The organism is Bacteroides ihuae (assembly GCF_900104585.1).
Taxonomy (GTDB): domain Bacteria; phylum Bacteroidota; class Bacteroidia; order Bacteroidales; family Bacteroidaceae; genus Bacteroides; species Bacteroides ihuae.
This window is the reverse complement of record NZ_FNVX01000004.1, coordinates 248,207-274,400: the sequence shown is the minus strand read 5'-3', so window position 1 is coordinate 274,400 and position 26,194 is coordinate 248,207. Positions and strand designations below refer to the sequence as shown.

25 protein-coding genes and 2 pseudogenes are annotated in these 26,194 nt (G+C 39.7%); 17 read left to right on the top strand and 10 right to left on the bottom strand.

Going from position 1 to position 26,194, the window contains the following annotated elements:
* Positions 1 to 93 precede the first annotated feature (93 nt).
* The 3 genes from BQ5338_RS01920 to BQ5338_RS01910 all read right to left on the bottom strand — a co-directional run bounded on the left by BQ5338_RS01920 (position 94) and on the right by BQ5338_RS01910 (position 3,099).
* Complete coding sequence (locus BQ5338_RS01920) at positions 94 to 1,095, bottom strand: amidohydrolase family protein (protein ID WP_071145140.1); 1,002 nt, start codon at positions 1,093 to 1,095, stop codon at positions 94 to 96.
* 173 nt (positions 1,096 to 1,268) lie between these two features.
* Positions 1,269 to 1,841, bottom strand: coding sequence for a Crp/Fnr family transcriptional regulator (locus BQ5338_RS01915; protein ID WP_071145139.1), 573 nt, complete (start codon positions 1,839 to 1,841; stop codon positions 1,269 to 1,271).
* Between the two features lie 220 nt (positions 1,842 to 2,061).
* On the bottom strand, positions 2,062 to 3,099 hold the full coding sequence (locus tag BQ5338_RS01910) for an MBL fold metallo-hydrolase (RefSeq protein ID WP_078063355.1): 1,038 nt from the start codon (positions 3,097 to 3,099) through the stop codon (positions 2,062 to 2,064).
* A 293-nt stretch (positions 3,100 to 3,392) separates the two neighbouring features.
* Here BQ5338_RS01910 and BQ5338_RS01905 point away from each other — a divergent pair, with 293 nt between their 5' ends.
* Positions 3,393 to 5,087 carry a GH35 family beta-galactosidase gene (locus BQ5338_RS01905; RefSeq protein WP_071145138.1) on the top strand — a complete coding sequence of 565 codons (1,695 nt, stop codon included), beginning with the start codon at positions 3,393 to 3,395 and terminating at the stop codon, positions 5,085 to 5,087.
* Positions 5,088 to 5,112: 25 nt separating this feature from the next.
* Positions 5,113 to 5,335: pseudogene (locus BQ5338_RS16445) on the top strand (cation:dicarboxylate symporter family transporter); the annotation flags it as partial.
* Positions 5,336 to 5,604: 269 nt separating this feature from the next.
* Here BQ5338_RS16445 and BQ5338_RS01900 read toward each other — a convergent pair.
* On the bottom strand, positions 5,605 to 6,081 hold the full coding sequence (locus tag BQ5338_RS01900; protein ID WP_235816356.1) for a substrate-binding domain-containing protein: 477 nt from the start codon (positions 6,079 to 6,081) through the stop codon (positions 5,605 to 5,607).
* On the opposite strand from BQ5338_RS01900, the gene BQ5338_RS16635 reads away from it, so the two are divergent.
* Entirely contained in the window at positions 6,054 to 6,326 is a 273-nt protein-coding gene (locus tag BQ5338_RS16635; protein WP_071145136.1) for a hypothetical protein, read from the top strand. The genes BQ5338_RS01900 and BQ5338_RS16635 overlap by 28 nt on opposite strands.
* 93 nt (positions 6,327 to 6,419) lie before the next feature.
* On the opposite strand, the gene BQ5338_RS01890 is transcribed toward BQ5338_RS16635, so the two are convergent.
* On the bottom strand, positions 6,420 to 6,920 hold the full coding sequence (locus BQ5338_RS01890) for a porin family protein (RefSeq protein ID WP_071145135.1): 501 nt from the start codon (positions 6,918 to 6,920) through the stop codon (positions 6,420 to 6,422).
* Positions 6,921 to 7,137: 217 nt separating this feature from the next.
* Between BQ5338_RS01890 and BQ5338_RS01885 the strand changes: the two genes are divergently transcribed.
* The 5 genes from BQ5338_RS01885 (at position 7,138) to metH (ending at position 12,288) form a co-directional block, all read left to right on the top strand.
* A complete protein-coding gene (locus BQ5338_RS01885) occupies positions 7,138 to 7,638 on the top strand; it encodes a DMP19 family protein (protein ID WP_071145134.1) in 501 nt (166 codons plus the stop codon).
* Positions 7,639 to 7,809: 171 nt separating this feature from the next.
* On the top strand, positions 7,810 to 8,496 hold the full coding sequence (locus tag BQ5338_RS01880) for a NigD1/NigD2 family lipoprotein (RefSeq protein ID WP_071145133.1): 687 nt from the start codon (positions 7,810 to 7,812) through the stop codon (positions 8,494 to 8,496).
* Between the two features lie 3 nt (positions 8,497 to 8,499).
* Entirely contained in the window at positions 8,500 to 9,075 is a 576-nt protein-coding gene (locus BQ5338_RS01875) for a Yip1 family protein (protein ID WP_071145132.1), read from the top strand.
* A gap of 8 nt (positions 9,076 to 9,083) precedes the next feature.
* Positions 9,084 to 9,536, top strand: a complete 453-nt coding sequence (smpB, locus tag BQ5338_RS01870; RefSeq protein ID WP_071145131.1) for an SsrA-binding protein — start codon at positions 9,084 to 9,086, stop codon at positions 9,534 to 9,536.
* Between the two features lie 7 nt (positions 9,537 to 9,543).
* A complete protein-coding gene (metH, locus tag BQ5338_RS01865) occupies positions 9,544 to 12,288 on the top strand; it encodes a methionine synthase (protein ID WP_078063402.1) in 2,745 nt (914 codons plus the stop codon).
* Between the two features lie 8 nt (positions 12,289 to 12,296).
* On the opposite strand, the gene BQ5338_RS01860 is transcribed toward metH, so the two are convergent.
* Both BQ5338_RS01860 and udk read right to left on the bottom strand, forming a co-directional pair.
* Positions 12,297 to 13,682, bottom strand: a complete 1,386-nt coding sequence (locus tag BQ5338_RS01860; protein WP_071145129.1) for an MltF family protein — start codon at positions 13,680 to 13,682, stop codon at positions 12,297 to 12,299.
* Between the two features lie 28 nt (positions 13,683 to 13,710).
* Positions 13,711 to 14,319 carry a uridine kinase gene (gene udk, locus BQ5338_RS01855; protein ID WP_071145128.1) on the bottom strand — a complete coding sequence of 203 codons (609 nt, stop codon included), beginning with the start codon at positions 14,317 to 14,319 and terminating at the stop codon, positions 13,711 to 13,713.
* 89 nt (positions 14,320 to 14,408) lie between these two features.
* Between udk and BQ5338_RS01850 the strand changes: the two genes are divergently transcribed.
* From BQ5338_RS01850 to hisB, 8 genes are all read left to right on the top strand, one after another.
* Positions 14,409 to 14,708, top strand: a complete 300-nt coding sequence (locus BQ5338_RS01850) for a Dabb family protein (RefSeq protein ID WP_071145127.1) — start codon at positions 14,409 to 14,411, stop codon at positions 14,706 to 14,708.
* A 22-nt stretch (positions 14,709 to 14,730) separates the two neighbouring features.
* Positions 14,731 to 16,737: a protein-disulfide reductase DsbD family protein gene (locus BQ5338_RS01845; RefSeq protein ID WP_071145126.1), complete on the top strand. Its 2,007-nt coding sequence runs from the start codon at positions 14,731 to 14,733 to the stop codon at positions 16,735 to 16,737.
* Positions 16,738 to 16,883: 146 nt separating this feature from the next.
* Positions 16,884 to 17,234 carry a hypothetical protein gene (locus tag BQ5338_RS01840; protein WP_071145125.1) on the top strand — a complete coding sequence of 117 codons (351 nt, stop codon included), beginning with the start codon at positions 16,884 to 16,886 and terminating at the stop codon, positions 17,232 to 17,234.
* 12 nt (positions 17,235 to 17,246) lie between these two features.
* Entirely contained in the window at positions 17,247 to 17,777 is a 531-nt protein-coding gene (locus tag BQ5338_RS01835; protein WP_071145124.1) for a PaaI family thioesterase, read from the top strand.
* 242 nt (positions 17,778 to 18,019) lie between these two features.
* Entirely contained in the window at positions 18,020 to 18,871 is an 852-nt protein-coding gene (gene hisG / locus BQ5338_RS01830) for an ATP phosphoribosyltransferase (protein ID WP_071145123.1), read from the top strand.
* Between the two features lie 41 nt (positions 18,872 to 18,912).
* A complete protein-coding gene (gene hisD / locus BQ5338_RS01825; RefSeq protein ID WP_071145122.1) occupies positions 18,913 to 20,199 on the top strand; it encodes a histidinol dehydrogenase in 1,287 nt (428 codons plus the stop codon).
* A 19-nt stretch (positions 20,200 to 20,218) separates the two neighbouring features.
* Complete coding sequence (hisC, locus tag BQ5338_RS01820; RefSeq protein WP_071145121.1) at positions 20,219 to 21,259, top strand: histidinol-phosphate transaminase; 1,041 nt, start codon at positions 20,219 to 20,221, stop codon at positions 21,257 to 21,259.
* Between the two features lie 93 nt (positions 21,260 to 21,352).
* Positions 21,353 to 22,477, top strand: coding sequence for a bifunctional histidinol-phosphatase/imidazoleglycerol-phosphate dehydratase HisB (gene hisB / locus BQ5338_RS01815; protein ID WP_071145120.1), 1,125 nt, complete (start codon positions 21,353 to 21,355; stop codon positions 22,475 to 22,477).
* A gap of 42 nt (positions 22,478 to 22,519) precedes the next feature.
* Here hisB and BQ5338_RS01810 read toward each other — a convergent pair whose 3' ends face one another.
* A complete protein-coding gene (locus BQ5338_RS01810; protein ID WP_071145119.1) occupies positions 22,520 to 23,377 on the bottom strand; it encodes a helix-turn-helix domain-containing protein in 858 nt (285 codons plus the stop codon).
* Between the two features lie 229 nt (positions 23,378 to 23,606).
* Between BQ5338_RS01810 and BQ5338_RS01805 the strand changes: the two genes are divergently transcribed.
* Positions 23,607 to 24,221: a DUF4858 domain-containing protein gene (locus BQ5338_RS01805; protein WP_071145118.1), complete on the top strand. Its 615-nt coding sequence runs from the start codon at positions 23,607 to 23,609 to the stop codon at positions 24,219 to 24,221.
* On the opposite strand, the pseudogene BQ5338_RS16985 reads toward BQ5338_RS01805, so the two are convergent.
* A pseudogene (locus tag BQ5338_RS16985) lies at positions 24,222 to 24,323 on the bottom strand (DinB family protein); the annotation flags it as partial.
* Positions 24,324 to 24,603: 280 nt separating this feature from the next.
* Positions 24,604 to 26,190 (bottom strand): TULIP family P47-like protein, encoded by a 1,587-nt coding sequence (locus tag BQ5338_RS01800; protein WP_071145117.1) that lies wholly within the window; start codon positions 26,188 to 26,190, stop codon positions 24,604 to 24,606.
* Positions 26,191 to 26,194: the final 4 nt, after the last annotated feature.

The window sequence follows — 26,194 nt, the reverse complement described above, 5'->3', positions numbered from 1 at the left end:
CATGATCAGATATAAAAAAGGTTTGCAAACCACTATTATGATGGTGGCCTGCAAACCGGTTGTAGAAAGCTTCTAATCAATTAACAGTATGTTCTATTCATAGTATTTTTTGAATTGCGGAAACAAATTTAGGCAATTGGCATATTCCATGCCTTTGAGAGCTTGTCCGTAGAACTCTCCATCCTCTGTCAGATTTTTTATTACTGTGGGAGCAACTGCTTTGGCTATATAGAAATCTGAGCCGAACACGATGTTTTCAGGGGCGACAAATTCCTGCAAAGCTTTTAGAGCTGCTTTTCCGGATACAAGTGCAGTATCATAGTACATCTGCTTTAATAGTTGCAATCCTTTAGTGGGCTTTCCTTCTTTCATTAAGACATCTGCCAGTTCCTTATTCACCCCTTTATAGGCCATTGCAGATAAACGCCAAGCCAGGAAAGGAATGGCTCCGCCTCCATGCGAAAGTATATACTTGATGTCAGGGTATTTTTCAAGAGTACCTTGGAATAAGAGATTTGTGGCCACTCTGGTTGATTCGAAAGGGGCTTCTATAAAAGCATCGGGGATTTGCAGACTGGAATCGGGGTGTTTTCTCAAGGAAGAGGGGTGGATGTAAACAACCGTTTTTCTTTTATTCAATTCCTTAAAAAAGGGGTCAAACAAGGTATCTCCCAAATATATCCCGTTATAATTGGTCATTAGGCAAACGCCGTCCAATTTAAGGCAATCCATGGCATAATGTAATTCTTCAATTGCATCCTTAGGATTCAGCATAGGTATGGTAGCAAAGCCGCCAAAACGTTCGGGGTATTGTTCTTTGGTCTCTGCAATGATTTCATTGGTCATTCTGGACAGATCTTTGGAGAGCGCTTCAGAGAAAGAGGCTTCCGGGTCAGAAGAATAAACTCCGGGGGCTGTTATTGACAACATCGCTATCTTTATGCCTGTGTTGTCCATGACTTTTAATGAAGCTTCCGGTGTCCATATCGGGAAATCAAATCCGAGGGACTTCTTAACGCCTGCTTGTTTGATGGCGTTAACATATTGCACCGGAAAAGGATGGTGGTGCACGTCGATTTTTTTTATGGGTTCCATTGTTCAATATTTATTTAATTATTTCTGCATGTTCAAATATCCATTTAGTAACTGTGAAAGTCTGTTTCCAGGATTTTTGCACATACTGAATTTAATGCCATAATCGTTTTTTTTAAAGTTCGGCACAAAATAAGGCTGAAATGAAATGATGTGCATTGATGTAGGTCAAAATGTTATTTTGACTTCAAACGGCTAAGAGTTTCTTGTGAAATGTTGAGATAAGTAGATAAAATTCGATTGGACAGCCGCTGTAAATAATGGGGAGTCTGTGCCAGTACCATTTGGTATCGCTCACCGGCTGAGAGGGTCATCAGGCTTTCTATCTTTATATTTTGATAGATAAAAGCATCCTCCAGGGTCTTTCGGAAGAAAGTTTCCCATGCGGGTATTTGATGCACCAAGCTGTAAAAATCATGATAACCCATGACTAATACTTCTGAATCTTCAAGGGTTTCAATCAATTCAGAGCTGGGACTTTGTGCTACAAAGCTAGTGAAGACTGTATTTATTTGGCCTTCAAAAGAGATGTATCTCGTTCTCTCATCACCTTTGGATGAAATATAATAAGTGCGTACACAGCCTTTAAGAATAAAATAAATGTGTTTACAAACTTCTCCATTACCCAATAGGAGGGTGTTTGCTTTATAACTTTTATGTTTTAGCGTTTCAACGATTGTTTCGACTTCTGAATCCGAAAAATTAACTTGTTGTTCAATGATGTTTCTAAATAATGCTAAGTCATCCATCGTTCATTCTATATTATTGACTGTCGTTACAGAGTAAGCAACGTAAACTAACACAACGGAACAGATTCAAGAATCTGATTGTTCTATTTCAATACGGGCTATAAAAGTAGCAAACTTTATAGAATTAAATGTGCGTCGGAACAATGTTTTATGGCTATTCAGCCTTTGAGAACCAATTTTGCGTACGATTGGCTATCTTTACCAACATCATATTTATGCTTTACAATTTAATTTCAGTCGGTGTGGAATAATATAACGGAACCCAATAATATTTTTCTCTTTTATCAATGTAACCTAATCCTGGCCACGGCAAATGAGAAGACATAACCAATCGTTTGTTGATATAGCAATCTTCCAAAATCTGCATTCTTGTCTTAATACCTTGTTCAAAATTAATATCAAATTCTATACCCCATTCAGGATTGGTAATCAGTAAAGGTGAATGAAATGTATCTACTATATTTTTGATTGATTTTCCTTCGGATGAAATAGTGAAAATAGTATGACCTGGCGTATGGCCTTCTGCCAGCTCTGTATTTATGAAAGAGAACAGGGTATCTCCAGGGGTAAATGTGTTCAGTTTTTCTTTTATAATATTTAGAATTTTCTGAGGGAATGCGATTGTTCCTTTTTTCTGTTCGTCAGTCAGTTTGCTTTTTGAAAAATCAGGATTTTCAGACGTCCAAAATTCGTATTCTGCTTTTGCTATATGATATTGCGCATTAGGATATACAATTGTATTGCTTTTGGTAATAAGTCCACCAATATGATCTCGATGAGCATGGGTAATCAAAATATCTGTGATACTATTCGCATTGATCCCTGCATTCTGTAAATTTTCAAGTAGCCAACCCTGACTTTCACCAAAATGATTGCCCATTCCAGAGTCTATCAATATGGTTTTGTTGTTTATCTTGATAACCATAATATTAATGGCTAAGTCAATCCCTTTGTTTCCAAGATATAGTCTCTTCAATTCTGTAGTGAAGGTGGTAGAATTAATTTGGGGTGCGAAGATGGGTTGCGGATTTTCCAATAACATATGTCCATCTGAAAAAATGTAAAGTTCAAATTTATCCCCATTAATCTTAACGTAGCCACAATTTGGCTGTTTCTTATTTGTCTCGGTCGGTGGAAGGGTATTACTCATCAAAGTCGGAATTGCTAAAGCACCGCTTAACAAAGCACCTAATTTTATGGCAGTTCTCCGTTTCATATTTTTTCCTGCAAAGTTAGTTTGTTCATATGCTTTTGCCAAGTACTTACTTTTTTGTATCTTAGTAACTAAAAAGAAACTATTATTGATTATCAGTACCTAATAGCCTGTATAATAACTTTCTTTAAACATAAAGCACTCATAATGAACCTATGCTGATAAGAATTCAACAAAGTAAAGAAAAAAAAGACCGATACACCTTGTTTACCAAAAAAACTTCAATAATTTTACGGCAACATTTTCAAGAATACAAGCCAAAGTAATGGACGTTTGAAGGCGGCCGGTATGCGGATAGCAGTATATACAAGATTTTCCTTACTTTAAGCTTGTATTGTATGAATTTAGAACTAATTATTATGAAAAGAATTCAATTGTCTATAGTCTTTACGCTATTGTTGGCTTTATTAACAGCAAATAGTAATGCTAATAATACTTCAAAGCGGGATGACTTAACTAATAATTTAGCTTTGCCAATAATTAGAGAAACTAACGGGGTTAAACAATTGTATGTAAACAATGAACCATTTCTAATTATCGGTGCTGAATTATTAAATTCTTCAGCCTCGAGCATTGAGCATATGAAAGATATTTGGGCACACGTTTGCTCACTTAATGTTAATACGGTTTTTTTGCCTATAAACTGGCAGCAATTTGAACCGGAAGAAGGTGTTTTTGATTACTCACTTATCGATAGTCACATAAAAAGTGCACACGATAATAACCTGAAACTGGTTATTCTGTGGTTTGGAAGTTGGAAAAATGGCGAATCGCATTATACACCCAATTGGGTTAAAACCGATATGAAACGTTTCCCACGCATGCTTTATAAAGACAAGAGAATTTCTACCACCATTTCCAATTTGAATAGCAATTGTTTGAATGCCGATTTGAAGGCATATAAAAGGTTAATGGAACGAATTGCTCAGGTTGATAAGGATGGAACCGTGTTAATGGTGCAAATTGAGAATGAGGTTGGTTTGTTGGGAAGTAGTAGGGATTTTTCACCTGAAGCTACTAAACGTTTTGAACAACAAGTTCCAGGTGAATTGATTACATACATTAATAATAATCTTAATAAATTAAAACCAAACATCCGTGAGCCATATGTAAATAATGGTTCAAAAAAACAGGGTAGCTGGGAAGAGGTTTTTGGAAAATTGCCAAATACCGATGAAATATTTATGGCATGGAATTACGCTAAATATATAAATCAACTAGCAAAGGCAGGTAAAGCTATTTATAATATACCAACATTCGTAAATGCTTGGGATGCCTCGGGAGGCAATCTCATACCAGGTGTTTGGCCAAGTGGAGGCCCCAATTACCTCATGCTTGATATTTGGCAGGCTGGTGCTCCTGCTATCGATATTCTTGCCAACGATAATTATTCACCAAAATTCGGATTATCGGCTGCAAATTTTGTACACAACAAAAATCCTTTGCTTGTACCTGAAGCCTGCGCTATTTGGTGGAACGATACCATAAGTGCTGCTCCCAAAGCATTTTTTTGTTTCGGACATTTCAAAGCAATAGGTTTTTCACCATTTGGTATTGATCATCCTACTTATCATAGCAACCATTCCATAAAGAAAGCATATGAAGTACTTGATAATCTGAGGCCATTAATCACCAAAGCCCAAGTTGAAGATAAAATAAACGGTTTTATGGAAGGCGATAGTGTATCACCGGCATCTTTTCAACTTGGAGACTTTATTTTTAAGCCTAACTATAACTTACAAAAGAATTCACTTATTAAAGGATATGGGTTGATAATTCAGATTTCTAAAGATGAATTTATTGTATCCGGAAATGCTTGTTATGTTGGGTATGAGTCTGCTGATTCCAGCAAACCAAATGCTCAGCTCCTCTCCGTTGAAGAAGGGAAGCTTGTTGCTGGGAAATGGGTAAAAAAGAGGACTATAAATGGAGATGAGTTTGGAATAAAACTACCACCAAATCCCTATGATATAGTCTCAGATGTTTATCTTAACGATATTAGCATACTTAAAATTAAACTTTTTAAATATTAAAAGGCATCTTCAATCCAATCCTTTTTTGGGCATTTTTGCTATAGGAGCTCTCGGCGTTCCCGGAGGTAGGTACGGTGTTAGCTTCTCTTGGCATTGTGGTTTCTGTATTGGGGTTTGATGAAGCAGGAATAGCCTTGTTGATCACAATCTTCGCTTTACAGGATAGCTTTGGTACGGCTTGCAATGTGACATCAGATGGTGCATTGGCACTTATTGTGAATAAGTTTGTTGCGAATGAGCGGAGTTAGGTGATGTAACCATCTAAAGTCTTGGCAAAGCTAATTCTCTGAATCGCTCGCTAGATTCATGCAATATTGGTGGATACTTATAATCATTCATCGCTTTTGAATGTTATAATGTAAATATTGTTCTTTCGTGATTTCCGGTAGATTATTCTTAATTCCACGATTCTTCTTATCTTAAAATAGTCTATGTTTGTTGTATCACAATATCTTGTTTTTCTAATATTCGTCCCGCTCACTAATTGAGATTGAGAAAATATCGATACGCATAGTTTCTATTGCGCTTCATTGGATGATATTACTCTTATTGACTCACGTTTTATAATTGTAGGTTGTAGAAGTATCTCTGTGTTTAGATCTGTTTTCTCAACAATTTTATGCATTAACATTTTGACTGCAATCACACCGATATTGGTAAGCGGTTGGGCAACACGAGTAATCGGAGGGTTTAGATAATCGAGGTATAGATTATCATCAAACGAAATTAGCGATATGTCCTCAGGCACATGGATGTTGTGTTCATTTAATGCTTTTATAGTTCCCAATAAGATCGTGCTGCTTAAGGCAAATATGGCGGTAGGTCTAACTTCCTGCGTCGCTGCTAATTTGGTCTCAATATATCCGTTCTGTATGGAGAAGTCGTTCCCTCTGATGGCTAAAAGATTCGGGTCTCCCAATTCATTTACCGCATTTTTACAACCACGGACACGTTCCTGGGAGGTTATTGAAATTTCAGGTCCCTGTATGCACAAGATTCTTCTATGTAGGGAATACCCATTGTGTTTATTCCGAAAGGGCCGGTATCAGTCATTGGCTGGTTGAAACAGGATTATTCGGTAATGCTTCGGCCTATTGTCATCAAACAAGTGGTTGGGATTATTCCAGTGTAGCTGCTTCTTATTCTTTTGAATATGATAAAAACGGCTGTATTCAGAAGGAAATTAAAGATTATGCTGGATCTATTGAAAATTTCTCTTATACCTATTTTACAGAGTAGAATGTTTCTCTATGCTTGAATAATTAATAAAAAAGAGTGTTACTTCCTTAAAGCGACACTCTTTTTTATATTGAAAATTACGTCTCCCTAATTTTATAGTTTAATAGTAAGGCCTATCTTACCACCGGAAAATTCTGTCTGTCCGCCTAATTCAAGATTGATACCTATTTTATCGTTGAAGAAGTAGCGACCGCCTACTTGCGCTCCTAATCCCAAACCCGAAGTATGATCACCGTGATAGCCATCGGGTGAATTCCAAGAATAGAATCCAAGGTTAAGGCCTGCATAAAAATCCCAGTTCCGAGGAATCTCTAATAAATTGTTGAAATGATAATTTGCATTTCCTGAAATTCCCCAGACGTGACGATGATAATCATCGTTATTCCATCTATCATCATAATTTCTGTATGAAAGTTCTCCACCAAGAGTAATATCACGACTAACGGCGTGATCTAGTCCGATATAAACAGGTACTCCATAATCTGAAAGTCCTACTCCTACATTAAATTGGGTATCTCCCTTTGGTAGAGAGTTTTGCGCATGAGCGATCGACATAGCTAACATTAATGCTACGGATAATACTAATTTTTTCATCTTTTTTTGATGTTAATTTTGTTTGGTAAATACTTTAATTAGCTGCTGTCTATTCAACTATACTTAGTTCATCTCTGAACTACATAACTATAGAACAATACCCTCTTAAGTATAGTTCATCTTGAAATTAAAATAACGTGATCTGTTTTTTTCTTAAGTTATTGCTTTGCAGAATAAAAAAATGTGTATTTTTGCGTAAATATAAAAATAAAGAACAATGATAGAGGTGTCTGATACAGCTTTGAAAACTGCTGCAGGAGAAGGAATGGATGAGTTCATCAGGGTATTTGCAGATAAGTACCAAGAGGCTATGGGAGGCGAGATTACAGCCGAAACAATGCCATTACTTACGGGTGAACAGCATTCATTACTTGCCTATCAGATTTTCCGGGATGAGATAATGATTGGTGGGTTTTGTCAATTGGCGCAGAATGGTTATGGAAGTTACATCTTTGATAATCCTTTTGCCAAGGCGATGCGTTTGTGGGGATTTGACGAATTCTCTAAATTGATATATAGAGCAAAGAAAATTTACGATGCTAACCGAGAAGACTTAGAGAAAGAACGCACTGATGAAGAGTTTATGGCTATGTATGAAGCATACGAAGCTTTTGATGATTTGGAAGAAGAGTTTTTTCAGATGGAGGAAGATCTCACGCAACGTATTGCTATGTATGTGGACCAAAATCTGGAATTGTTTGCCAAAATAGAGAAATAATTAAGTAGCAGTTTATTCCTCTTTTGAAAAAAGTACTAACTGATGCAGTATTTGTGTTTTAGTTGCATTTATCTACTAAAGTTGATTAAAAAAAGAGAGAACTAACGGTGTGCATTTCTCTTTGTTTTGTATATTTGCGCACCAGATAAAAACACACAATATTATAGATTTATGAAAAAGATGAAATTTGTAGCTTTAACCCTAACATTGTTGATGGGTATTTCTTTAACTTCTTGCTTCAATTCGGATGGTGATGACAGTTCTTATGATGCCTATACTTTTGCTACTGTCAGCCAAAGTTATTTAGGAAGTCCTATTCTTATTGCTGATGATGGAGTGACGACATTATATCCAACTAATTCGTCTGCATTGCTACTTAGCGATGGAGTATCCTACCCTCAAAGAGTATATGTTACGTTTAAATATGCAGAAGGAGAGTCGTATCAAGAGAATAAGACGTCGTATAATGTAACGATTGTGAATGCTAGTGTTATTTATACGAAGAACTTTAATACACAACCTGATACGTTAGCTAATGATTATAGCGTTACAAGCATTGAAGCATGGGGGGCAAATAAATATATTAATATTTATTTTAATGTAAACTATAGCTCTAATATTGATTTTGATATGTATGAAAAGGAAGTAGGTAATGATGATACTCTTTATGTTAAGTTCAACTATTCTAAGGGCGGTGGTGATAGTTCCTCTAGTTATTATACTAATTACATTAGTTTCAAGTTACCAACTGATACTGATGTAGAACCGAAGAATGATTCTATTTGGGTGAAGATTTTTGCGAAAGGAAGCGGTAGTCAGGTTATAGAAAAAAATGTACGATTAAGATATCCTTATTAGAAATTGAATTATAAAGAACTTTTTAAAATAGCATTAACACTGATTTCCTCTCCGGCCAAGGCTTGGGAGGAAATTTGTTTGCATGAGGATAAGCGAAGGGTATTTACCGAGTTCGTTTATCCCATGATTGGTTTATGCGGGCTCTCTGTCTTTGCCGGCTCATTGTTTGCCAACGGATGGGGTGGCCCGCAAAGTTTTCAAATAGCAATGACGCAATGTTGTGCTGTGGCAGTGGCATTGTTTGGTGGATATTTCCTGGCGGCTTATGCTATAAACTATTTGGGCGTGAGATTGTTTGGTATGGATAATGACGTGCTGCTTGCTCAACAGCTGGCTGGATACTCCATGGTGGTTACTTTCCTAATCAATATTGTGGTCGGATTGTTACCCGATTTCACGGTGATAGGTTGGTTGCTCCAATTTTATCTGATATATATTGTGTGGGAAGGTGTTCCAGCGTTGATGCTCGTTGATGAAAAGAAGCGTTTGAAGTTTACCATCATAGCATCTGCTTTGTTGATTTTCTGTCCGACTATTATTCAGGTCGTATTCAACAAGCTGATCGTGATACTTAATTAAAAAGAAAAATGAAACTGGCTCCCGTAAATATAAAGAATAAACGCGCGACGTTTGACTATGAACTGACGGATACTTATACGGCAGGTATTGTGCTCACCGGTACAGAAATTAAATCCATCCGTTTGGGCAAAGCTAGCTTGGTAGATACGTTTTGCTTCTTTGCCAATGGTGAGCTGTGGGTGAAAAATATGCATATTGCTGAGTACTTCTATGGCTCATATAATAATCATGTTGCGCGCAGAGATCGGAAACTATTGCTTAATAAAAAAGAACTAAAGAAACTGGTTAGAGGAACGAAAGAAACAGGATTTACCATCGTTCCTGTGCGGATGTTCGTTAACGAAAAAGGGCTAGCCAAGGTGGTCATCGCATTGGCTAAAGGTAAAAAAGAATATGATAAACGTGATTCTTTGAGAGAAAAGGATGATCGGAGAGAGATGGACAGGATGTTTAAGCATTGATGATGAAATGAAAAAGACTATTCAGCAACTTGTGGTCGAGCGTATCCTAATACTGGATGGTGCTATGGGAACCATGATTCAACAATATAATCTTCGTGAAGAGGACTTTCGTAATGAACGTTTTGCGCATATCCGGGGACAATTAAGGGGAAATAATGATTTGTTATCTCTTACCCGACCGGATGTGATTCAGGAAATTCACCGTAAATATTTAGAGGCAGGTGCCGACATTATAGAAACGAATACGTTTAGCTCTACTGCTGTTTCAATGGCCGATTATCATGTGCAGGAGTATGTACGTGAAATGAACTTGGCTGCTGTGAAGTTGGCTCGGGAAATTGCCGATGAATACACTACCAAGAATCCTGATAAACCACGCTTTGTAGCAGGGGCTGTAGGACCAACCAACAAGACTTGTTCGATGAGTCCGGATGTGAATAATCCCGCTTTTCGTGCTTTAAGTTATGACGGATTGGCTACTGCTTATCAAGAACAAATAGAGGCACTACTTGAGGGCGGCGTGGATGTTCTTCTGATAGAAACTATATTCGATACACTGAATGCTAAGGCGGCTATCTTTGCTGCTGAAAAGGCGATGAAGGTGACGGGTAGAGAAGTACCTTTGATGATTTCTGTTACCGTGTCCGACATAGGGGGGCGCACGCTCTCTGGTCAAACTCTGGATGCTTTTCTGGCATCCATTCAACATGCTAATATTTTTTCTGTAGGACTCAATTGCTCGTTTGGTGCGGATCAATTGAAGCCTTTCCTCTCACAAATGGCAGCTCGTGCTCCATACTATATCAGTGCTTATCCTAATGCAGGCTTGCCTAATAGTCTGGGTGCGTACGATCAGACGCCCGAAGAAATGGCCGAACAGGTAAAAGAATATATTGACGAGAATCTGGTGAATATTATTGGCGGATGTTGCGGTACCACAGATGCATACATTGCCAAATACACTGACCTCATCAAGGGAGTGCAACCTCGTGTTCCCGTTGCGAAGCCCGATTGTATGTGGATATCGGGCCTAGAGCTACTTGAAGTAAAACCTGAAATCAACTTTGTAAATATTGGTGAGCGTTGCAATGTGGCTGGTTCACGTAAATTCCTCCGACTGATTCAAGAGAAGAAATACGAAGAAGCTCTCTCCATAGCTCGTACACAGGTGGAAGATGGTGCACTGATTATCGACGTGAACATGGACGACGGGTTGCTCGATGGGGTAGAGGAGATGACTACTTTTCTGAACTTGATAGCTTCTGAACCTGAAATATCTCGTGTACCTGTGATGATTGACTCCTCTAAATGGGAGGTAATTGAAGCCGGACTGAAATGTCTGCAAGGTAAGTGTGTGGTGAATTCTATCTCTCTGAAAGAGGGCGAAGAGGCTTTTCTTGAACACGCCCGTGCTGTAAGACAATATGGTGCAGCCGTAGTAGTAATGGCTTTTGATGAGAAGGGGCAGGCTGATACTGCTCAACGGAAAATAGCCGTTTGCGAACGAGCTTACCGTTTGTTAGTAGATAAAGTTGGTTTTAATCCACATGATATTATCTTTGATCCAAACATCTTGACGGTGGCTACAGGGATTGAGGAACACAATAACTATGCAGTAGATTTTATTGAGGCTACGGAATGGATACGCAAGAATTTGCCGGGTGTTCATGTCAGTGGTGGCGTAAGTAATCTTTCGTTTTCTCTGCGTGGCAATGACTATATCCGTGAGGCTATACATGCGGTGTTCTTGTACTATGCCATTCAGAAAGGAATGGATATGGGTATTGTAAATCCTGCTACTTCAGTGCTCTATACTGATATTCCTGCTGATGTGCTTAAAATTATTGAGGATGTGGTGCTGAATCGCACTCCTGATGGTTCAGAGCAATTGATTGAACTGGCTGAAAAGTTAAAAGCAGCTTCTAGTGGTGAAACGGGGCAAGTTGTAAGGCATGATGCATGGCGTGATGAACCGCTCGAAGAGCGATTGAAACATGCACTCGTTAAAGGTATTGGTGATTTTCTGGAAGATGATTTGGCCGAAGCTTTGATGAAATATGACAAAGCTGTAGACATCATTGAAGGTCCACTGATGAAAGGTATGAACTACGTAGGCGATCTGTTTGGTGCCGGGAAGATGTTTCTTCCGCAAGTGGTGAAGACTGCTCGCACAATGAAGAAGGCGGTGGCTATATTACAACCCGTGATAGAGTCAGAAAAACAGGGCGATGTTAAGAATGCGGGTAAAGTGTTAGTAGCTACTGTGAGAGGCGATGTACATGATATCGGTAAAAACATTGTAGCCGTGGTGATGGCTTGTAACGGCTATGAAATAATAGACCTTGGAGTCATGGTACCTTCTGAAACCATTCTTAAACGTGCGATAGAAGAAAAAGTTGATATGATTGGTCTGAGTGGATTGATAACACCTTCGCTTGAAGAGATGGTACACGTCGCTTCTGAACTAGAGAAGGCCGGATTTGATCTTCCATTGTTGATTGGTGGAGCTACCACATCGAAGCTACATACTGCATTGAAAATAGCCCCCGCTTATCATGCTCCGGTGGTATATCTAAAAGATGCATCACAAAATGCAGGTGTGGCATCTAAATTGCTTAATCCACTGATGAAGCCAGAGTTTACTAAAGAATTGGCTGAAGAGTATCAGTTACTTCGCGAGAAAGGAAAACCTGTGCATCGTGAGATCGTTTCCTTGGAAGATGCTCAAAAGAATCGGTTGAATCTATTCTAGAAAAAAGGCTATTTCTTTATCTTTGTTTTATATACTTCGTAGCGTGCGATAATGTCACGTACGAAGTTATAGGTTTCGATACCACGAAAGTACCCATTCTTACAGACAGGATCGGTGAAGTATTGTTCATGACTTTTGAGCAAGATATAATTCTCTACGTTGCTATGCCATATATATTTATTCTTTCCGTATTTTTCGGCTAAGGCCATGGCGTCGGAAATATGTCCAAGTCCCGCATTATAAGAAGCTAAGATAAATTGCATTCTCTCTGTCTTATTAGGGACCATACTCAGACTACGGTTCGTTGCTTCAATGTACTTTATGGCAGCTTTTATACTCTCTTCCGGGTTTTGTTCCTTTCCGCGAGGAATGCCCATGGCTCTTCCTGTGGCGGGCATCAGTTGCATCAATCCTTTTGCACCCGCCCATGATACAGCTGTGGTGTCAAAATTCGATTCCGTATAGGCTAATGAAGCCAATAATCGCCAGTCCCAGTCAATCTTTTTGGCATATTTCTTGAATAACTTGTCGAAATGAGAAATTTTGCCTTCACGTAAAGAAAGGATAGGCGAGTAAGAGATTGTTTTGCTAATCTCAAAATAGCGCTTCATACTAGCTGTATAGGCTGGCGACCTAAGTTTATTTTTATTCCATTGATTAGCAGCTTCCGCCAGTAACGGGCAATCTTTGCGTACAGCCCATGACGAGCGCTGATCGAAGCTAATCGATAATTTAATATCCAGATTAGGATAATAGGTTGTATTTAACCGTGCTAAGTCATTGTCACATACAGTATAAGTAATCTTTCCTTGGGCAACTTGAGTGATCAAATCTTCTGCAGTGATACTATCTCCCTCCACTTGATGAATGCGAATGCCTCCTCCTAGTTCTTTGTTCAGATTCGCTAAGCGATTAAGATATTTACCCGGATTCACGTAGACATCTTTGCCAACCAATTGGGTGACATCCGTCAATGCTTTTTCTTTTCCGTTGCTACGTTGCACAATCACCTGATGAGTGATGATTTCTTCTCCGCAATATGTAAGGCTGTCTTTAAGTTCTTTAGTGATAGGTAGGTTATAGGCAATCATATCACCCTCTCTGTTGCGCAACTTACGGATCAATTCCGGAACATTTTTCACGACTTCAACTCGCAGCTTTAAACCCAGACTTTTGGCAAATTGTTGGCTTAGCTCGTATTGGAATCCCATCTCTTGTCCCCGATAGATAAAATAAGAAGTAGAACGATAAAGTGTAAGCACTACTAGCTCTCCACTATCCTTCATTTGAGGTAGGTCGTACGCCTCTTCCTGTAGACTTTGATGTCCTTTGCGGCAACCAAACAGAAAGAGTAATAAGAGAAAGAAAACTGGTATCAAACGGTGAGTACTCATCTTTGCATCCGGTTGTTTCTATTCGCTTCTATAGCAAATGCTTTTTAACATACATCGTTAAGATATCTATGGCCACCTTATTGCTTCCTCCTTCGGGTACAATTAAGTCAGCATAACGTTTACATGGCTCAATAAATTGTTGATGCATTGGTTTCAGTACACGTGTGTAGCGATCCATCACTGCTTCCGCTGTTCGTCCCCGTTCAATTACATCTCGCTGAATGACACGAATGAGACGCTCATCAGGATCGGCATCGACAAAAACCTTCAAGTCCATCATGCTACGAAGCTTCTTGTCACAGAGTGCAAGAATTCCTTCTATGATGATTACTTTGCGAGGTTCTATATGAATTGTTTCAGGTTGCCGGGTGCAGGTTAGGTATGAGTAGGTCGGCTGCTCGATGCATTTACCCTCTCTGAGCATAGACACATGTTTAGAGAGCAGACTCCATTCAAAAGCATCCGGATGATCGAAGTTGATGTTTTGCCGTTCTTCCACTGGTACATGGCTACTATCCTTATAATAGGAGTCTTGCGGTAATAAAACAACTTCTCCTTTAGGGAGGCTTTCTACGATTCTACGTACAACGGTGGTTTTTCCCGACCCCGTGCCGCCGGCAATTCCTATTATTAACATTTGTTGTTGATGGGTATATGAACAATATAGATTACTTTTGCGTATTCAAATCATGCAAATATAGAAACAATTCATTAAAATAACAACGTATGATAAAGCACATTGTATTATTTAAGCTGAAAGACGAGATTTCCATTGAAAAGAAACTGGCTGTAATGAACAAATTTAAGGGAGCTATTGAAGCACTTCCGGCAACGATACCCGTTATACGTATGATAGAAGTGGGGCTTAATGTGAATCCTGCCGAATCATGGAACATTGCTTTATCTAGTGAGTTTGATTCACTGGATGATCTTAAAGTGTATGCTACTCATCCCGATCATGTGGCTGCAGGGGCAATTTTGGCAGAGACAAAAGAGAGTCGTGCTTGTGTTGATTATGAATTTTAACAAACTATAAGGTATAAATAAGATGAAGAAGATACAAATTCTGTTATTCGCTTTTTCTCTTCTCTTTTTCAATCTGAATGCTCAGATTCAAGAACCGGTGAAGTTCAAGGCGTCTTTCAAATCGCTTTCTCCTACGGAAGCAGAGATTATTTTCTCTGCCACGATAGAGAATGGTTGGCATGTTTACTCAACCGGCTTGCCTGATGGTGGTCCTATATCGGCTACTTTCACTGCTGAGAAGATTCAAGGGGCTCAACTTGTGGGTAAATTGCAACCTCGTGGAAAAGAAATTTCTAATTTCGACAAAGTGTTCGAGATGAAACTGCGTTATTTTGAGCATTCGGTTCAGTTTGCACAAAAGATAAAAATAACCGGAGCCACTTATCATGCAGAGGGTTATCTGGAATTTGGTGCCTGTAACGATGAAAGTTGTTTGCCTCCTACACAAGTTCCGTTCAACTTCTCGGGCAAGGGTGTAGCAGATGCTGTGGTTGCTGAGGAAACGGCTACTGCAAAACCAGTTGTTGAGGATACCGCTATGGTAACTACTCCGGCTGTAGCAGTAGATACCACAACTGTGGATAGTACCGTTGTGGCACAAGATTTATGGACACCTGTAATCAGTGAGTTGCATACATTCGGAGAGACTACATCTCAAAAGGATATGTCTTGGATTTATATTTTTGTTACAGGTTTCCTCGGTGGCCTGTTGGCTCTCTTCACTCCCTGTGTGTGGCCTATCATTCCTATGACGGTCAGCTTCTTTCTGAAACGTAGCAAGGATAAAAAGAAAGGAATTCGAGATGCGTGGACGTATGGTGCATCTATCGTGGTGATTTATGTAACTCTTGGTTTGGCTATCACGTTGATCTTTGGAGCAAGTGCACTCAACGCCTTGTCTACCAATGCCATCTTCAATATTCTCTTCTTCTTGATGCTGGTAGTGTTTGCAGCTTCCTTTTTTGGCGCTTTTGAAATCACGCTACCTTCCAAGTGGACCAATGCTGTAGACAGCAAGGCAGAAGCAACTAGCGGATTGCTCAGCATCTTCTTAATGGCGTTTACACTTTCACTCGTTTCTTTTTCATGTACTGGTCCTATTATAGGTTTCTTGCTGGTACAGGTTTCTACTACCGGAAGCATCATTGCACCAGCTATCGGAATGCTTGGCTTTGCCATTGCATTGGCTTTGCCTTTCACTTTATTTGCACTCTTTCCTTCTTGGCTGAAATCAATGCCTAAGTCAGGTGGATGGATGAACGTAATCAAGGTAACGCTTGGATTCCTTGAACTGGCTTTCGCCCTGAAATTCCTTTCGGTGGCCGACTTAGCTTATGGTTGGGGATTGCTTGACAGAGAGACATTCCTTGCTTTGTGGATTGTGATCTTCGGTTTGCTAGGTTTCTATCTGCTTGGAAAAGTGAAGTTTTTGCACGATGATGACGATACAAAGGTGGGTGTAACTCGCTTCTTTATGGCCCTGATATCGCTAGCCTTTACTGTTTACATGATTCCTGGTTTGTGGGGCGCACCGCTTAAGGCAGTCAGCGCTTTTGCACCACCTATGAACACTCAGGATTTCAACTTGTATAAGAATGAAATACATGCCAAGTTTGACGATTATGATAGTGGTATGGAATATGCCCGCAAGAATGGCAAACCTGTAATGGTTGACTTTACCGGTTTCGGTTGCGTGAACTGTCGTAAGATGGAAGCTTCTGTGTGGACAGATGCGAAGGTGGGCGACATTATCAACAACGATTACGTACTGATCAGCTTGTACGTGGACGATAAGAAACCGTTGCCTGAACCTATTAAAGTGACTGAAAACGGAACTGAACGCACACTTAAGACAGTGGGTGACAAGTGGAGCTATCTGCAACGTGTGAAGTTTGGTGCCAATGCTCAACCTTTCTATGTATTACTTGATAACAATGGTAAACCCTTGAACAAGTCGTATGCTTACAATGAAGACATTCCCAAATACGTAGAGTTTCTGCAAACAGGATTGGAGCGTTATAAGAAATAAGTTCGCTTAGTACTATATTTAATCCCCGTTCACATTAATGGATGATGTGAGTGGGGATTTCTTGTTTAAGCCTAAAAAACGAATACTTTCTTATTTAAGATTAATATAATAATGTATTTTTGCGGTACAATTAGAGAAGCAATAGAATGGAGAATCCCTATAAAGTTTTGTTTTTTCTGGAGAATGAATCGGTTGTTATTGCTGAGATAAAGCGTACAGATTTACCTGATACAGCCACGCCTGATATGAAGTTTCGTTGGGTGAGGTATGTGAAAAAGAGTACTTTTGTAGAGATCTTTACTTTTCGGGCAATGAATGCTACAGACGAACTTCAAGAACGTTGGTTTGAACAAGGCGAATTGAAATTCACCAAATCCGAGGGAACTTTTGAAGATGCAGATGGGCGTGTTACTTTGCAAAATTATACGGATCGTTTGCCGGCCGATGCTGTTTTACTTTCCATTTATAAAGCTTTAGATGCTTTGTACAATAAATAAATATACGATATTATGAAGAAGATTATCAATCCTTGGAAAGAGAAAGAGGGATATAACTGTTTCGGCTGTGCACCCAATAATCCTGTTGGTGTAAAAATGGAATTTTATGAAGATGGTGATGAAATAGTAAGCCTTTGGTATCTTAAACCTGAATATCAGGGATGGATAGATTCACTGCATGGCGGTATTCAGGCTGTGCTGCTTGATGAAATTTGCGGGTGGACTATCCTTCGCAAACTGCAAACGGGTGGAGTTACTTCTAAAATGGAAACTCGCTACTTGAAGCCTGTTAGTACTACTGATGACCATGTGGTGCTTCGTGCCCACATTCAGGAGAAGAGACGCAACATTATTTTGCTGGAAGCAGGCCTGTATAATCAACAAGGTGAATTATGTACCAAAGCTCTTTGTACTTACTTTACTTTTCCTCAAGAGAAGGCTAAAGCGGAAATGCATTTTATGGGTTGCGAAGTGGAAGAAGAGGAGATAACTCTAAAGGAACTTCAAAATGAAGAAACTGTTACGATTGACTCTTTAAAATAACAATTCTTCATTAAAACTACGAATATTGTGATAATTGTTTGGCAGTTAAAAAGAAATGCTTTATTTTTGCCGATGTAAAAAATAGAAAATATGATTTATACAACTACACATCATCATCATTCTCCTGACGAATAACTCGGTGGGCATGTATGATTTTGTATAGAATGATATAGCAAGGCTTACCGGTGAGGTAAGCCTTTTTTTGTTCCCATTAGTCAATATAATAAATAAAAATAAGCACTATGTTAAGAATTGCAGTACAGGCTAAAGGCCGTCTTTTTGAGGAAACAATGGCTCTTTTCGAAGAATCGGATATTAAATTGAGCTCATACAAACGCACGCTTTTGGTGCAATCTACTAACTTTCCTATTGAGGTATTATTCCTCCGTGATGATGATATTCCTCAATCGGTAGCTACAGGCGTAGCCGATTTAGGTATCGTGGGAGAAAATGAATACGTGGAAAAAAAGGAAGATGCCGTGCTTGTAAAGCGTTTGGGTTTTAGCAAGTGCCGATTGTCACTAGCTATGCCCAAAGATATTGATTACCCTGGTATTGAGTGGTTTGACGGGAAAAAGATTGCAACCTCTTATCCCGTTATCTTAAAAGATTATATGAAGTCAAAGGGTGTAAATGCTGAAGTACACGTTATCACCGGTTCGGTGGAAGTGGCGCCGGGCATCGGACTGGCCGACGCTATTTTTGATATTGTAAGCTCGGGGTCTACTTTGGTAAGCAATCGCTTGAAAGAAGTAGAAGTCGTGATGAAGTCGGAAGCGTTGCTCATTGCCAACAAGGAGTTAAGTGAGGAGAAAAAAGAAATCTTGAACGAAATGCTCTTTCGCATGGATGCTGTGAAGGCTGCTGAAGATAAGAAATATGTGTTGATGAATGCTCCGAAAGATAAGGTAGAAGAGATCATTGCTGTGCTTCCCGGCATGAAGAGTCCCACGGTGATGCCATTGGCACAAGAGGATTGGTGCTCTGTGCATACAGTACTCGACGAGAAGCGTTTCTGGGAGATCATCGGAAAACTAAAAGCCTTGGGCGCTGAGGGTATTTTGGTCTTGCCCATAGAGAAAATGATACTATAAATTAATTAGAGCCATAGCTCAACTATAAATAATAGATAAGTATGATTCTAATTAATTATCCCGATAGAGATCAGTGGGCGGAGATTCTTCAACGTCCTGCACTCGATACAGCGAACCTCTTCGATACTGTGCAAACCATTATTGACCGTGTAAGGAAGGAAGGTGATAAAGCTGTGCTGACTTACGAGTCAATGTTTGACAAAGTGGAACTTGATACTTTCATCGTTAGCGAGGAAGAGATAGCTGAAGCTGAGAAATTAGTCAGTGTGGAGCTGAAAGCAGCCATCTATCTGGCTAAGAAGAATATAGAGACTTTTCATGCTGCACAACGCTTTGAAGGCAAGAAGGTTGAGACCATCGCAGGAGTTACCTGCTGGCAAAAGGCTGTAGGTATTGAGAAAGTAGGATTGTACATTCCCGGTGGAACGGCACCTCTGTTCTCTACCGTACTGATGCTGGCTGTCCCCGCTAAGTTGGCCGGTTGCAAGGAAATAGTGCTTTGCAGTCCTCCGGGCAGAGACGGGAAGATACACCCTGCCGTACTGTTCGCTGCCCGTGTGGCAGGAGTCAGCAAGATTTATAAAGCCGGAGGTGTGCAAGCTATTGCCGCTATGGCCTACGGAACGGAAAGTGTTCCCAAAGTATATAAGATCTTTGGCCCGGGTAATCAATATGTTACTGCCGCCAAGCAATTGGTTAGCCTGCGTGATGTGGCGATCGACATGCCGGCGGGGCCTTCGGAAGTAGAAGTCTTGGCCGATGAAACTGCCAATCCCGTGTTTGTGGCAGCCGATTTATTGTCGCAGGCCGAACACGGAGTAGACAGTCAGGCAATGCTCATCACTACTTCTGAGAAATTGCAGAAAGAGGTGATGTACGAAGTTGAACGTCAATTAGGATATTTACCTCGTCGGGATATCGCTTCTAAAGCGTTGGCCAACAGTAAATTGATTCTCGTAAAAAACATAAAGGAAGCTTTAGAAATCACCAATGTGTATGCGCCGGAACACCTAATTGTTCAGACGAAGGATTACCAGGCGATAGCCGAACAAGTAGTGAATGCCGGTTCTGTATTCCTGGGCCCTTTGTCTCCCGAGAGTGCAGGAGATTATGCTTCCGGAACCAATCATACCCTGCCCACTAACGGTTATGCCAAAGCTTATAGCGGGGTTAGTCTGGATAGTTTTATTCGCAAAATAACTTTTCAGGAAATAACGCCCGAAGGGATGCGTGCTATTGGCCCGGCTATCGAGGTGATGGCCGCTAACGAGCAACTGGATGCCCACAAGAATGCGGTGACCGTGAGGCTGGATGCTTTAAATAAATAATAAAATCTACATAGAAACGATGAAATCTTTGAAAGAACTTACTCGCCCCAATATAATAGCCTTGAAACCATACTCTTCGGCACGCGACGAATATAACGGAGCTGCGGCTTCGGTGTTTCTGGATGCCAATGAGAATCCTTATAATTTGCCTCATAACCGCTACCCCGACCCTATGCAACGCGATCTGAAAGCGGAGTTGACGAAGATAAAGAAGGTCTCTACTGAGCATATCTTCTTAGGCAACGGAAGTGATGAGGCCATTGATCTTGTCTATCGTGCTTTCTGTGAGCCGGGACGAGATAATGTGGTCGCTATTGATCCCACTTATGGTATGTATCAGGTGTGTGCCGATGTTAACGATGTGGAATACCGTAAAGTGTTGCTCGATGATGTTTATCAGTTCTCGGCCGATAAGTTGCTTGCTGCTGCAGACGAACAGACTAAGTTGATCTTTCTTTGTTCGCCTAATAATCCTACAGGGAATGATTTGCTTCGCTCCGAAATAGAAAAGTTGTTGAACACATTCGACGGATTAGTGATTCTGGACGAAGCATATAATGACTTCTCTGAATCTCCCTCTTTTCTTGAAGAGTTGGATAAATACCCTAATTTGATTGTCTTTCAGACATTCTCTAAGGCATGGGGCTGTGCAGCTATTCGTTTGGGAATGGCTTTTGCTTCCGCTGAGATTATCACTATCCTAAGCAAGATAAAGTACCCGTATAATGTAAATCAGCTCACGCAAGAACAGGCTATTAGTATGCTGCAAAAGTATGACGAGATAGAGCGTTGGGTAAAGATATTGAAAGAAGAACGTACACGCTTGATGGCAACCTTTGTTGCATTGCCTTGCGTGCAACACGTGTTTCGTTCGGATGCTAATTTTTTCTTAGCTCGCGTTTCAGATGCAGGTGCTATCTATAATTACTTGGTTGCAAAAGGCATTATCGTGCGCAACCGTAGTTCGATTTCTCTTTGCGGAAGCTGTCTGCGTGTTACTGTGGGTACACCGGAAGAAAATGAGCAATTGTTAAAGGCTTTACAGGCTTATGGAAAGTAATCCTTAGTAGGCAAACAGTTCTAGTTAGTAACGCTATCTCTGTATGTCCTTTGCTGAAAAGCAATTTGCGACAAGAGATTAATTGAAGATTAAATGAAAAAGAAAGTATTATTTATAGATAGAGACGGTACACTCGTCATTGAGCCACCAATAGACTATCAACTTGATTCGCTAGAGAAGTTGGAGTTCTACCCCAAAGTATTTCGTAATCTGGGATTCATCCGTAGTAAGCTCGACTTTGAGTTTGTGATGGTGACTAATCAGGATGGCTTGGGAACAGCTTCTTTCCCCGAAGAGACCTTTTGGCCGGCACACAACCTAATGTTGAAAACGCTGGAAGGCGAAGGAATCTCGTTCGATGACATTCTGATAGATCGTAGTATGCCTGCTGATAATGCGCCCACACGTAAGCCGCGCACAGGTATGTTGACAAAGTATCTTAATAATCCTGAGTACGATCTTGCTGCAAGTTTCGTGATTGGTGATCGTCCTACAGACGTAGAGCTGGCAAAGAACCTTGGCTGTCGTGCCATTTATCTGCAAGAATCTACAACCGAACTGGAAGAGAAAGGACTTGCGGATGTTTGTGTATTGACAACAACCGACTGGGATAAAGTGGCGGAATTTCTATTTGCCGGAGAGCGCAAAGCGGAAGTACGTCGCACGACGAAGGAGACTGACATCTTCGTTTCCCTGAACTTAGATGGTGATGGTTCGTGCGATATCACTACCGGTCTCGGCTTCTTCGACCACATGTTAGAACAGATTGGTAAGCACTCAGGCATGGACTTAACGATTAAAGTAAAAGGAGATCTGGAGATAGACGAACATCACACCATTGAAGATACTGCCATTGCCTTGGGCGATTGCATCTATAAAGCCTTGGGTAATAAACGAGGCATAGAACGCTATGGCTATGCCTTGCCTATGGATGATTGTCTTTGTCAGGTCTGTCTCGACTTTGGTGGACGTCCTTGGCTGGTATGGGATGCCGATTTCAAGCGTGAGAAGGTAGGGGAGATGCCAACTGAGATGTTTCTGCACTTCTTCAAGTCGCTCAGCGATGCTGCGCGTATGAATCTAAACATCAAAGCAGAAGGGCAGAATGAACATCATAAGATAGAGGGCATCTTTAAGGCATTGGCTCGTGCTTTGAAAATGGCGATCAAAAGAGATATTTATCATTTTGAGTTGCCAAGTTCTAAGGGTGTGCTTTAATTGGCGTATCTATCTTGATGTCTATTCTTGGAGACTTTAAATTCATTTATTCTCTTTTCGCCATTCTATAGGAGACTTGCCACAGTATCTTTTAAAGAATTTGCCAAATGTAGATTGGTCACTAAAATTCAACTCATCTGCTATTTGCTGAATGGAAGTGTCGGTATGACGGAGTAGCTTTTTGGCTTCTATCATCAGAGCTTCTGTGAGCCATTGGGTTGCATTGTGTCCGTTTGTGGCTTTTAATACCCTACTGAGATAATCGGGACTGATGCACAATTCGTTTGCGTAAAAGATCACATTATGCTTTTTTCGTACATTGCCGGCTATCAGTTGGAAAAATCTCTTGGTGATTTTATCGTTTGATGTTTCAAAAGAATATTCATTATTAATCCGACTGTATATGTTGGCCAACTCTAGCATGAAAGAAGAAAATGCATTTATTACCATTAATCGTCGTAGACGGTGCTCAGTAGGTGATTCTATTCTCTCCTTAATGCGTTGAAACTCCAAGAGTAGTATGTTTAACTCTTCTGGTAGCAGTTTTTTGCTAGGATATCTCCAATCATATGGAATAATATTATATGGTTGGGTATTCATTGCTTGTTCAACAAATTCTTTCTTTATAATGAGCTGATAGCCTATAAAATCTTTTGAAAAGCTAACTTTCTCAACTAGATGACTTTCTATAGTCTCCAAGAGATGTCCCTTTGTGAGTAGATAGGGTATCTGATTCACTTCTATATTCATCTCTCCTTGTTCAATGATCGTGATGCTCAACGCTTTGAGTTGCATTAATGTTTCCTCCTTTATTGGGGGCAAAACACGTTCTTGGGTACCTCTGATTTCTTTAATAAAAATCTCTTGATTAAAAAAGGTTTGTGGTATAATCATATTCATAAAGCTATCAATCTCTATTTTTAGCAATTTATCTATAAGGCGAAAGTAATATATCTGTTGGTAAATAATAGTTAATAGGCAATAATTATTTATAGATTAAACTTAATTGATGTTATGTTAGTGTTCGTGTGACGGATGTAGATGAGTGGAGAACGGATTGAACCTCATTCTTTTCGATTGACAATGTGTTTCTTTGTTGTCTTTAACACAAATGAATGTAGCGACAATAATGAAATTAAAGAAGAACCTTTTCCTTTTTTGCCTGTTTTGTTTTATGGCTTTGCAAGTCAAAGCTCAATGGACAGTTAAAGATTCAATTGACTTAAAGAAGATACTTGGGTCTGATGGAGAAATAAAACTCAACTCTAACGCGCTAAAGATGCTTAGTAAAAGTTTATATGGGAAACCGGAAATGATATTAGACAAGTCTTGGATGCAATACGATCTGACTCTTCCTACAACACCGTTTGCTGATAAAGAAGAGGAGGAAGTAGAAGACGAACATCCATTGAAAATTAGTCTGAATCCTTATAATGCTAATACTAAATATAATTATGATCCTGTTTATAAGAAGACGATTCGGGTAAGCAATGCTTATCATGGGGATATTACCAGTCTTACTCGTAAAAATGCTCCGGGTACCACTCGTGCAAATAATGCTCACTTTATGATGATGGGTGGCGGAATTAGTGGTGGCTTTAATTGCGATTTTTCTTATATATCTAGTAAGCGATTTTGGAATTTCCGAGCCAAAAAAGCTCGAAAGCGTACCTTAGAAGTTCTACAACAGTATAGTGATTCTGCACAGTTATATCTAAATATCAAGAAAAAAGATGCTGAGTGATTAACTTTCTATTAATTCATGAATTTCATTCATGTGCAGATGCAAATGATCCAGATAGCCTTCTATCATTTCGGCTAAGGTAACTTTTGTGCCTTCAAAATCATTAGAGTCATACCTGGCCTTGGCGTAGACTTACTTTTGCGCTTGCGAAAAAAACAGAATAGGTAAGCTCAGCATGGTAAGAATCAGTAATAATTTTCTCGTCTGTTTTTGTTGTTTAGTTCGTAATGTATTGTTTAATAAGGATTGAAATTGCTTTTCAAAGATATAATAATACCTCAAAAACACAAAGTGAAATGCTTTAAATATAAAAAGTAAGGCAAAAGCCAATCGAAATCTCGAGACTTTTGCCTTACCCAATATGCATTATAATCAGCAACTATTACTTTATGTAACCCGGATTACCTATTAAAGCAATTGAGCCATTGTAGGTCACACTAGTTAACGTGAACCTGTTGGGGTCTGCGGGATCGCACAAGGGCCATATAACTTGGTTCGTAGCAACCTTTACCATCGGGTCTATGGACGGAAGCCCCTCATTCACACCATCTGCAATCACCTTCTCAATGATTACATGTATAACTACTGAAATGATGGCAGCAATTACTGCTACGATAATACCTACAATTATTTTCTGCACTATCGTCTTCATGCAAGCACCAACAACTAACCCCACAACTGTCAGAATTATCCCGGCTATTACTTCCGTAATAACAACCCACGGCTCTGTTTCCGTTTTCGATATAACCGAAGGGTCTCCAAGTAATTCATAAGCCAATATTTGCTCTCCCTTAGAGTTGGTGTCTAACTTAAGAGTCATCTTCACCTCGATGTCAACAATGGAAACGATACCCGGTGATATCTCAGTTTTTACTTTGGTGTGAGATCTGATGTAGCTCTGTTCAAAGAACACCTCAAAACTCTCGCAGACCGGGTGGTATGTGATTGCTCCATACTTTATACCTTCCATTTTAAGTTTAGAGCTAGTGATGCCGTTCTTTGTGTCATTCAGTGTAAAATCAGATGCTTTAGCATCTTCGAATACAAAAGGCAGAGAGGGTAAGAATTGGAACTCTGCAAATAATCCCGTATTAATAATAAAAGTACCATCTCCTTTGTCTGTCAATGCATTTTGAGTAATTTGGCGAGGCAAACCAACTGCCGAATGCCCAAGAGTCATACACAACACTCCAAAAACGCTGTTTGTCAGTGTCCCATTGTCAGTATACGCATAACTCATGTGAGTTGATTTCAACCATTTATAGTCCTCTTTGTCGCCTAAACTATTCAGATTTATGGTAGAGAATACCGTGTTGAATTTATCAAGATTATGATTACACCATTCAAGAATTAAACTACTGAGTACGGATTTGGTTATTTTTCCCATTCCCAGCGATGAAGGTACATTCAATTGGACGAGGCTTACAACTGGAACATCCGGATTATTAGATATAGTTGATACCTTTAAGTCATACAAACCCTCTTTCAGCACCTCATCATCCAGCACTTCAGGGAAGTATCTCAATTTCACCTGTACAATGGCTTCTACTCCATTAAGTTCAAAACCTTTGCCGTAGTCGAAAGAACCACTTGCAATAGGTAATTTCAGGTTTATGTTTGAACCATCTCCACCTTCTGATATTTGCCATGCATTAAACTTTCCATTTGTAATGCTGTAAGATTCATCTCCATCAGTGATTGTGTATTCTATTGTTGCCGGATAACTTTTCTTTTCAATGATTGCTTTGTTTAAATGTTCAGCACTGATCGCAAAAACGTTATCCCATCCATTGGTACTGATTGCACTCTCGGCCATTAGCTCAATTTCATCTTGCATAAAACTAGCCCTTAACCGCCCCCTGTCTTTGTAGAGCGAACTTTGTAGTGCAATTTTAACTAACTCTTTGTCCATTTCGGGCATCATGGTGATTGTCTTCATTCCAACGCCCAATTTTTCGTTTGATTTCATACTG